This window comes from Pseudomonas sp. Irchel s3h14 (genome assembly GCF_900187425.1).
In the GTDB taxonomy this organism is placed as follows: Bacteria; Pseudomonadota; Gammaproteobacteria; order Pseudomonadales; family Pseudomonadaceae; genus Aquipseudomonas.
The window spans coordinates 770,135-779,729 of record NZ_FYDJ01000001.1 but is presented as its reverse complement, the minus strand read 5'-3'; the positions used below and the strand labels follow the sequence as shown (position 1 = coordinate 779,729).

The window sequence follows — 9,595 nt, the reverse complement described above, 5'->3', positions numbered from 1 at the left end:
TCTCGCGGAGTAACTTGTGATGCTGATAATCTTGTTGACTATCAGTCTGACTCCACAAGCACCCACACGAATTGCTTGATTCAGTTGTTAAAGAGCGGTTGGTTAAGATCTTTCGTCTCAACCGAGGCGCGCATTCTACAGCAGCCTCTGTTGCTGTCAAGCGGTTATTTTCCGAAGTTTTCAAAGTTTCCTTTGCTACTTCAACCACTTGCGCTTGCGATCTCTCGTTAGCGGGAGGCGAATTCTACAGCGTTAGTCGCTGCTGTCAACACCTCTTTTGTTCCGCTTTCGACCGAGAAGATCGAATCGTCCATCAAGCTAAACCACCCTGCCTGACCGACTCCTTCTGGGCTTCGATGACCTGAAGCAACTCGCTGTCGAAAACTGCGTAACTCATTGTTTACCAAGGAGTTTTCCGTTTCGACTGCGCCGGAAGTGGGGCGAATTATAGACTTCCAGAATCTGCCGTCAACACCTAATTTGAGCTTTATTCGGATTTGAGCGTAATACGCGCAAATGCCTTCTTCCCGGCCTGGCAAACATGGGTCGCGCCCAGTACGTATATAAAGGTGCGATCGACAACCTCACCGTCTATACGCACACCACCAGAACCTAGAAGGTCCCGCGCGACAGCCGAGTTCTTGACCAGGCCTGCCTTATTAAGGACAGCAGCGATCGGCATATCTTCAGTAGCAGTCAATTCGATCTCCGGCAGATCGTCCGGCAGCTCGCCTTCCTTCATCCGGTTACCCGCCGCACGGTGAGCATTGGCCGCAGCCTCTTCACCATGGAAACGCGCAACAATCTCTTCGGCCAGCTTGATCTTGATATCACGCGGATTGGCACCCGCCTCGACATCGGCACGGAATGCATTGATCTCATCCATGGAGCGGAAGCTGAGCAATTCGAAGTAGCGCCACATCAGCGCATCCGGAATGGAAACCAGTTTGCCGTACATGACACCTGGAGCTTCCTGGATACCCACGTAGTTGCCCAAGGACTTGGACATCTTCTTCACGCCATCCAGACCTTCGAGCAGCGGCATGGTCAGAATGCACTGAGCCTCCTGACCATATCCACGCTGCAGTTCACGCCCCATTAACAGGTTGAACTTCTGATCAGTACCACCCAGTTCGACATCCGCGCGCAAGGCTACCGAGTCGTAACCCTGAACCAGCGGGTAGAGAAACTCATGAATGGCGATTGGCTGATTGGTGGTGTAGCGCTTGTAGAAGTCGTCGCGCTCGAGCATGCGAGCTACGGTGTACTGCGAAGTCAGGCGAATGAAGTCGGCCGGCCCCATCTGATCCATCCAGGTGGAGTTGAACGCAACTTCGGTTTTCGCCGGATCAAGAATCTTGAAAACCTGGGTCTTGTAGGTCTCGGCATTCTCGAGAACCTGCTCGCGGGTAAGAGGAGGACGCGTCGCACTCTTACCGCTCGGATCGCCGATCATCCCGGTGAAGTCACCTATAAGGAAGATCACCTGATGCCCCAGCTCCTGGAACTGGCGCAGCTTATTAATAAGCACGGTATGCCCCAGGTGCAAATCCGGCGCGGTCGGATCGAAGCCTGCCTTGATACGTAGCGGCTGGCCACGCTTGAGCTTTTCGATCAGCTCGGACTCGACCAACAGTTCTTCCGCACCACGTTTAATCAGCGCTAGCTGCTCTTCAACCGACTTCATAACAGACCCGCAAGGCTCGAATTCAAAGGGAACCAACCATACAAGATCGCGCGTCAAATACAAGTTTTGCCCGGCGCACGGACGCCAATCCACGGACACAGCGTTCGCGGACTTGCTTCAGAGATGATTTGGTTATATTTTATACAGTTATTTCATCTTCATCATGTCATTCATCTTTTCCAATTCATCTTTTTCAAAGTCAAAAATTACCTATGACCAAAGAATCGTCTAAAGCGCCACCGCTTTACCCGAAGACCCACCTGCTCGCAGCAAGTGGCATCGCCGCCCTTCTGAGCCTGGCGCTTCTGGTATTCCCTTCCAGTGATGTTGAAGCCAAAAAGACGACCCTGAGTCTTGAACTGGAAAGCCCAGCTGAACAACTGACACAAGATCAAGACGCTGCCGAAGCGGTCCAAGCCACAAATGAGCCAGCAGCTTCCCCTTTTGCGCAGATCGAAAACAGCGCCGAAGAACCCCAGGAAACCGCTCAGGCCGCGCCATCGCCGGCGCCTGTGATCGAAGAAAAAAAGTCTCCAAACCACAGGGAAGTGATCGTCTCTAAAGGCGACACCCTCTCCACCTTGTTTGAAAAAGTCGGCCTTCCAGCAACTTCGGTGCATGAAGTGCTGGCCAGTGACAAGCAGGCCAAGCAGTTCAGCCAACTCAAACATGGCCAGAAACTCGAATTCGAACTGAGCCCCGATGGCCAGTTGACCAATCTGCACAGCAAGATCAGCGACGTCGAAAGCATCACCTTGACCAAGAATGACAAGGGTTATGCATTCAACCGCATTACCGCCAAGCCGACCGTGCGCTCTGCCTACGTTCATGGCGTGATCAACAGCTCGCTGTCGCAGTCCGCTGCACGCGCCGGTTTGTCCCACAGCCTGACCATGGACATGGCCAGCGTGTTTGGCTATGACGTCGACTTCGCCCAGGATATTCGCCAGGGTGACCAGTTCGATGTCATCTACGAACAGAAGGTCGTCAACGGCAAGGCTGTCGGCAACGGCCCGATCCTCTCCGCTCGCTTCACTAACCGCGGCAAGACCTACACCGCCGTGCGTTACACCAATAAACAAGGCAACAGCAGCTACTACACTGCTGACGGCAACAGCATGCGCAAGGCGTTTATCCGTACCCCGGTGGACTTCGCCCGCATCAGCTCAAAATTCTCGATGGGCCGCAAGCATCCGATCCTGAACAAGATCCGCGCTCACAAAGGCGTCGACTATGCAGCGCCTCGCGGCACCCCAATCAAGGCAGCCGGTGACGGCAAAGTGTTGTTGGCCGGTCGCCGTGGCGGCTACGGCAATACCGTGATCATCCAGCACGGCAACACCTACCGTACGCTGTACGGCCACATGCAGGGCTTTGCCAAAGGCGTGCAGACTGGCAGTAGCGTCAAACAAGGCCAGGTGATCGGCTACATCGGCACCACCGGACTTTCCACCGGACCGCATTTACATTACGAGTTCCAGGTCAATGGCGTGCACGTCGACCCACTAGGCCAAAAGGTGGCGATGGCCGATCCGATCTCCAAAGCTGAACGCGCACGTTTCCTCGCGCAGAGCCAACCGCTGATGGCGCGCATGGATCAAGAGAAATCCACGCAGCTGGCTTCGAGCAAGCGCTAAGCCATGACGCTCTATATAGGTGTGATGTCCGGGACCAGCCTCGATGGCCTGGACATTGCGTTGATCGAGCTGACTCCGACGATCAACCTGATCGCCACGCACTACACCCTAATGCCTGAATCCCTGCGCGCCGAGCTGCTTGGCTTGTGCGCCAGCGGCCCGGACGAGATTGCCCGCTCCGCCATCGCCCAGCAAAACTGGGTGAACCTGGCAGCAAAGGGCATTCATACCCTCCTCGACCAACAAAAACTGAAACCCGAAGACATTCGCGCGATTGGCAGCCACGGCCAGACCATTCGCCACGAGCCGGCGCGCGGCTTCACCGTGCAGATTGGCAACCCCGCCCTTCTGACCGAGCTGACCGGCATCACCGTGGTCAGCGACTTCCGCAGCCGCGATGTTGCGGCTGGCGGACAAGGCGCCCCACTGGTCCCGGCCTTTCACGAAGCGTTGTTTGAAGAGCGCGCAGGCAATCGCGCGGTATTGAACGTTGGCGGATTCAGCAACCTCAGCCTGATTGAACCCGGCAAACCGGTAGCCGGTTTCGACTGTGGCCCGGGCAATGTTCTGCTGGATGCGTGGATTCACCAGCAACGCGGAGACAACTTTGATCGCGATGGCCAATGGGCTGCCAGCGGCAAGGTCGAACCGATTCTGCTGAATGAACTGCTGAGCGATCCATTTTTCGTGACCAAAGGCCCAAAGAGCACCGGCCGCGAAGTGTTCAACCTGCCATGGCTGACACAACATCTATCGAAACTGTCGACCTTCGCCGCCGAAGACGTGCAGGCCACCCTGCTCGAACTGACCGCCCTGACCATCGTCGAGTCACTGCAAAGCGCTCAATCAGATACCCAGGAACTGTTGGTCTGCGGCGGCGGCGCCCACAACGCCACGCTGATGGACCGCTTGGCCAGCTTGCTGCCAAACACCAAGGTCAGCAGCACCGCGGTTTACGGTGTAGACCCGGACTGGGTCGAAGCCATGGCCTTCGCCTGGCTGGCCCATTGCTGCCTTGAAGGCATCGCTGCCAATCGCCCGAGCGTCACCGGCGCAAGCGGCCTGCGCGTACTCGGCGCCATCTACCCTGCCTGACCATCCATACCAGATCCCAGACAGCAAAACGCCGCAGAGCCCTGAGGCCATGCGGCGCTTGGTGATGCGGTGACTTGCGATCAGATCGAGAACGAAGAGCCGCAGCCACACGTGGTGCTGGCGTTCGGATTCTTGATCACGAAGCGCGAACCTTCCAGACCTTCCTGATAATCCACCTCGGCACCTGCCAGGTACTGGAAGCTCATCGGATCAACGACCAGACTCACCCCTTCGCGCTCGACAATGGTGTCGTCATCGGCCACTTCCTCATCGAAGGTGAAGCCGTACTGAAAACCTGAACAACCGCCGCCCGTAACGAATACGCGCAGCTTCAAGCGATCATTCCCCTCTTCATCGACCAGGCTCTTCACCTTGTGCGCGGCACCGTGGGTGAATTGCAAAGCCGTGGGGGTGAAGGATTCGACGCTCATGCTAACTATCTCCCGGCGTTACGCCGCCATAATGCGTGATGACGCGCATTATCCGCTTCTCCTAGAAAATCGGTCAACTATTGTTACGGTATATCAATCAACCCAATCGTAAGCCCGGAATGCAAAAAGGCCCGTCAGACGGGCCTTTTTGCTGAGCAGGATAAAGCCTTACGGCAGCATGCCTGCATGAGACAGACCCAAGCGCTCATCCAGACCAAACAGGATGTTCAGGTTCTGCACCGCCTGCCCCGACGCACCTTTGACCAGGTTGTCGATTACCGACAACACCACCACCAGATCACCATCCTGTGGACGATGCACGGCAATACGGCAAACGTTGGCACCGCGCACACTGCGGGTTTCCGGATGGCTGCCGGCAGGCATGACATCGACGAACGGTTCGTTGGCATAACGCTTTTCAAACAGCGCCTGCAGATCCACGGAGCGATCCACGACCGTCGCGTAGAGCGTCGAGTGGATACCTCGAATCATTGGCGTCAGGTGCGGAACAAACGTCAGACCGACGTCCTTGCCCGCAGCGCGACGCAGGCCCTGGCGGATTTCCGGCAAGTGACGGTGACCTTTGACGGCGTAAGCCTTCATGCTTTCCGACGTCTCGGAGTACAGCGAACCTACAGACGCGCCACGACCGGCACCACTGACACCGGATTTGCAGTCAGCAATCAAGCGAGTGGTATCGGCCAGACCTGCTTCCAGCAATGGCAGGAAACCCAATTGCGTAGCAGTCGGGTAGCAACCCGGCACGGCGATCAAACGGGCCTGCTTGATTTGCTCGCGATTGACTTCCGGCAAGCCATAGACCGCCTCTTCCAGCAGTTCCGGCGCGCCGTGCGGCTGACCGTACCACTTGGCCCACTCATCAGCGTCTTGCAGACGGAAGTCCGCCGACAGGTCGATGACTTTGGTCCCGGCCGCCAACAGTTCGCCAGCCAACGCATGGGCAACACCGTGAGGCGTGGCGAAGAACACAACGTCGCAAGCGCCCAGCGTCTTGATGTCCGGAACGCTGAACGCCAGGCCATCGTAATGACCGCGCAAGTTCGGATACATATCAGCCACGGCCAGACCGGCCTCGGATCGGGAAGTGATGACTGCCACTTCAGCTTGCGGATGTTGCGCCAACAGACGCAGCAGTTCGACACCGGTGTAACCCGTGCCGCCGACGATACCGACCTTGACCATAAACCTGCCCTCAACGAACCCACTGGAAAGCCGTCGATAATAGGGCCCGTATCGTCCTGCGACAACCGGCAAGGTGACGTGCGGAGCCTCAAGCCTCTACTATTCGGGCTACCGTGAACCTGGGAATAACTAAAAAATGCTTTATCTGTGGCTCAAAGCGCTTCACATCGTCAGCATGGTCTGCTGGTTTGCCGGCCTGTTCTACCTGCCGCGCCTGTTCGTCTATCACGCCCAAAGCGAAGACACCGTCAGCAAGGAACGCTTCAGCATCATGGAGCGCAAGCTGTACCGCGGCATCATGGGGCCGGCGATGATCGCCACCTTGATTTTCGGCATCGCACTGATCGGCCTGAACCCAAGCATATTCAGTCAGGGTGCGTGGATTCACGCCAAGTTGACCCTGGTGGTGATCCTGATCGGCTACCACCACATGTGCGGCGCCCAGGTGAAACGTTTTGCCCGTGGCGAGAACACCCGCAGCCATGTCTTTTATCGCTGGTTCAATGAAGTGCCGGTTCTGATATTGCTGGCTATTGTAATTCTGGTCATCGTTCGGCCGTTCTAACTCCAATAAGCACAAATCACCGGGGTACTTCCAATGTCGCTGCCCGCTCTGCTCGAACAACGCTTGCGTCTGCCGGTGGTGGCAGCGCCAATGTTCCTGATCTCCAACCCACAACTGGTGCTCGCCTGCTGCCGTAATGGCGTGGTGGGCAGCTTTCCCGCACTGAATCAGCGCGAGAGCAGTGGCTTCAAGGCCTGGCTGGAAGAGATCGAAGCAGGGTTGGCGATACTGGATAATCCGGCGCCTTATGCGGTGAACCTGATCGTCCACAACAGCAACCCGCGGCTGCAAGCGGACCTGGATATCTGCATCGAGCACAAAGTGCCGATCGTGATCACCAGCCTCGGCGCCGTGAAAGAACTGGTCGATGCAGTGCACAGCTATGGCGGTCTGGTGTTCCATGACGTGACGACTCGTCGCCATGCAGAGAAAGCTGCCGAGGCCGGGGTCGACGGTTTGATCGCGGTGGCAGCAGGCGCCGGTGGACACGCCGGAACCTGGAGCCCGTTCTCGCTGATTGCCGAGATCCGCCAATTCTTCGACAAGACCCTGCTGCTGGCCGGCTGCCTGAACCACGGCCACGAGATTCTCGCGGCACAATTGCTCGGTGCGGATCTGGCCTACTTTGGTACGCGATTTATCGGCACCACAGAAAGTCATGCGTCTGACGCCTATAAAGAGATGCTGCTGACTTCCAGAGCGGCGGACATCGTCCATACTCCAGCGGTGTCGGGAGTACCGGCGAGCTTTATGCGTCAGAGCCTTGAGGCTGCAGGTTTCGACATGAAAGCGCTGCAAGGCAAGGGTGAGGTGAACTTCGGCTCCAAACTCAAACCCGTAAGCGATGAAGCCAAAGCTTGGAAAACCGTCTGGTCCGCTGGCCAGGGTGTCGGCGAGATCGACGACCTGCCGAGTGTCGATCAATTGGTCGCTCGCCTCGATACCGAGTACCGAAAAGCACTGGAGCTGGCGGCAGCGCTGCCCAAACGCTGGCCACGCTGACTGTAAAACTTGGTCAGTCCATTCCGACTGGCCTTACACTCCATCAGCAAGACTCCCTGAAACATTCGCGACAAGGATGCCTCGCAATGAGCGAAAACCGTTTCAAGATCGTGTTCGACGGCGCTCTGCTACCAGGTGTTGACGTCACCACCGCCAAGCTCAATCTCGCCGAGCTGTTCAAAAGCGATGTGACGGCCATCGAGCGGTTGTTCAGTGGCAGGCCGGTTGCACTCAAACGCGACCTGTCGCAGGTCGATGCGCAAACTTATCTCCAGGCGCTGACAAAAACCGGTATCGATGCCCGGATTGAATCCGAACCCTCGATCGAGCTGAACCTGTCCAACGTTCATGAACACTCCCCTGGCGTCGCGGCAGATCCCGAATCCCCTTACGCACCACCCCGGGCTACCGTTGGCGAAGTTTTGCCTGAGTTTTCCACACTCAAGCCGTTCAGCTTCGACGGCCGCATTGGCCGCTTGCGTTACCTGGCCTGGACGATGTCGCTGACGCTGGTGACCCTTGGTGTTGGCGCTGTGCTTGCTGTTTTCGGCTTGGCCCTCATCACTACGGACTCGACCGCCGGCCTGATTCTCGGTGGCTTGCTGGCCTTTATTCTCGTCGTGGCGCTCGCGTTCGTCAGCATTCAGTTCAGTGTCCAGCGTCTGCACGATATCGGCTGGTCTGGCTGGCTCTGGCTGCTGACCCTCGTGCCGTTCGTGGGCAGCATCTTTCCGTTCGTGATGATGATTGCGCCAGGTAATAACACCGCCAATCAATACGGTGCGCCACCACCGCCCAATAGCACCGCGGTCAAGGTCTTGTCTTCACTGTGGCTGGTGTTTATCGCGATCCTGTTCATCGGCGGACTGAGCGGCGGCCTTACTACCCTCCAGAGCGAATACGAAAGCGCCACCCAGAGCAGCTATGAAAGTGACTCCGTGACCACCGAAGAGATCGAAGATCAAACCGCCGTGGAAGCAGAGCCAGCGCCAAATTCGGCCGACGAAGCAGCCGAAGCAGCCCAGCCCCCTGTAGACTCTGCGAAAGAATGAACAGCGCTCCCCGTCCGTGACACCTGCGTCGCCGGCGCGGAGCTGTTGCGATGGAGAAATGCATGACCCGTTACGCTCTGATCACTGGCGCTTCCAGCGGCATCGGCCTGGCGATGGCCGAAGCGCTGGCCCGGCGCGGCCGCAGCCTGATTCTGGTGGCCCGTCAGCGTGATCAGCTGGAAAGTATTGCGATTGAACTGACTCAACGCTTTGGCGTGGAAGTGTTGTTCCGAGCCTGCGACCTCGGCGAGCCGCTACGGCTGTCCGGTTTTCTGCTGGAGCTGGAGGAAGGTGACCGACAGATCGATTTGCTGGTCAACTGCGCCGGCGTCGGCACCTGCGGTCCTTTCCTGGCTCAGGACTGGATGACCGAGCAGGACCTGATCGAACTGAACATCCTCGCACTCACTCGCCTGTGTCACGCGATCGGCAACAGTATGGCGCTGCAGGGCGGCGGTCAGATTTTGAATGTCGCCTCGGTGGCGGCGTTCCATCCCGGCCCGTGGATGAGTACTTATTATGCCAGCAAGGCTTATGTGCTGCACTTTTCCGAAGGGTTGCGCGTCGAACTGAAAAAATGCGCGGTCAAAGTGTCGGTGCTCTGCCCCGGCCCTACCCGAACGGCGTTTTTCCGCACCGCGCAATTGGACGCTGGCAAACTGATCGACAGCAAAATGCTGATGAGCCCCGAGGAAGTCGCGCTCTACACCGTGCGGGCTCTGGAGAAAAATCGCGCCATCATTATTCCGGGTCGACGCAACCGCTGGCGCGCCTTCCTGCCGCGACTCGGCTCCCGCTGGCTGACCCGGACAATCGCCGGCATGGTCAACAAGGCTTACTGCCCGCGCTGATCGCACCCTCAAGGTAAAAGGCTGGGCTCGGGCATAACCCATGGTTACACTCAGGCCAGCCCAAACAACGGA

At 57.5% G+C, this 9,595-nt stretch carries 9 protein-coding genes; 6 read left to right on the top strand and 3 right to left on the bottom strand.

What is annotated here, in order from left to right; genetic code table 11:
* Positions 1 to 487: 487 nt before the first annotated feature.
* Positions 488 to 1,687 carry a tyrosine--tRNA ligase gene (gene tyrS / locus CKW16_RS03710; protein WP_056741332.1) on the bottom strand — a complete coding sequence of 400 codons (1,200 nt, stop codon included), beginning with the start codon at positions 1,685 to 1,687 and terminating at the stop codon, positions 488 to 490.
* 212 nt (positions 1,688 to 1,899) lie between these two features.
* On the opposite strand from tyrS, the gene CKW16_RS03705 reads away from it, so the two are divergent.
* Together CKW16_RS03705 and CKW16_RS03700 are read left to right on the top strand one after the other, a co-directional pair.
* Positions 1,900 to 3,324 carry a peptidoglycan DD-metalloendopeptidase family protein gene (locus CKW16_RS03705; RefSeq protein ID WP_095127242.1) on the top strand — a complete coding sequence of 475 codons (1,425 nt, stop codon included), beginning with the start codon at positions 1,900 to 1,902 and terminating at the stop codon, positions 3,322 to 3,324.
* A gap of 3 nt (positions 3,325 to 3,327) precedes the next feature.
* On the top strand, positions 3,328 to 4,419 hold the full coding sequence (locus CKW16_RS03700; RefSeq protein WP_095127241.1) for an anhydro-N-acetylmuramic acid kinase: 1,092 nt from the start codon (positions 3,328 to 3,330) through the stop codon (positions 4,417 to 4,419).
* Positions 4,420 to 4,499: 80 nt separating this feature from the next.
* On the opposite strand, the gene erpA is transcribed toward CKW16_RS03700, so the two are convergent.
* Positions 4,500 to 4,850, bottom strand: a complete 351-nt coding sequence (erpA, locus tag CKW16_RS03695) for an iron-sulfur cluster insertion protein ErpA (protein ID WP_007947969.1) — start codon at positions 4,848 to 4,850, stop codon at positions 4,500 to 4,502.
* Positions 4,851 to 5,018: 168 nt separating this feature from the next.
* Positions 5,019 to 6,053 (bottom strand): N-acetyl-gamma-glutamyl-phosphate reductase, encoded by a 1,035-nt coding sequence (gene argC, locus CKW16_RS03690; protein ID WP_046045401.1) that lies wholly within the window; start codon positions 6,051 to 6,053, stop codon positions 5,019 to 5,021.
* A gap of 136 nt (positions 6,054 to 6,189) precedes the next feature.
* Between argC and hemJ the strand changes: the two genes are divergently transcribed.
* The 4 genes from hemJ to CKW16_RS03670 all read left to right on the top strand — a co-directional run bounded on the left by hemJ (position 6,190) and on the right by CKW16_RS03670 (position 9,523).
* Positions 6,190 to 6,618: a protoporphyrinogen oxidase HemJ gene (hemJ, locus tag CKW16_RS03685; protein WP_095127240.1), complete on the top strand. Its 429-nt coding sequence runs from the start codon at positions 6,190 to 6,192 to the stop codon at positions 6,616 to 6,618.
* Positions 6,619 to 6,651: 33 nt separating this feature from the next.
* Positions 6,652 to 7,620 (top strand): nitronate monooxygenase family protein, encoded by a 969-nt coding sequence (locus CKW16_RS03680; protein WP_095127239.1) that lies wholly within the window; start codon positions 6,652 to 6,654, stop codon positions 7,618 to 7,620.
* A gap of 86 nt (positions 7,621 to 7,706) precedes the next feature.
* The gene (locus tag CKW16_RS03675) at positions 7,707 to 8,672 is read left to right on the top strand and encodes a DUF805 domain-containing protein (protein WP_095127238.1); all 966 of its coding nucleotides are present in this window, start codon (positions 7,707 to 7,709) and stop codon (positions 8,670 to 8,672) included.
* A 62-nt stretch (positions 8,673 to 8,734) separates the two neighbouring features.
* Positions 8,735 to 9,523, top strand: coding sequence for an SDR family oxidoreductase (locus tag CKW16_RS03670; protein ID WP_095127237.1), 789 nt, complete (start codon positions 8,735 to 8,737; stop codon positions 9,521 to 9,523).
* The last annotated feature ends 72 nt before the right edge of the window (positions 9,524 to 9,595 follow it).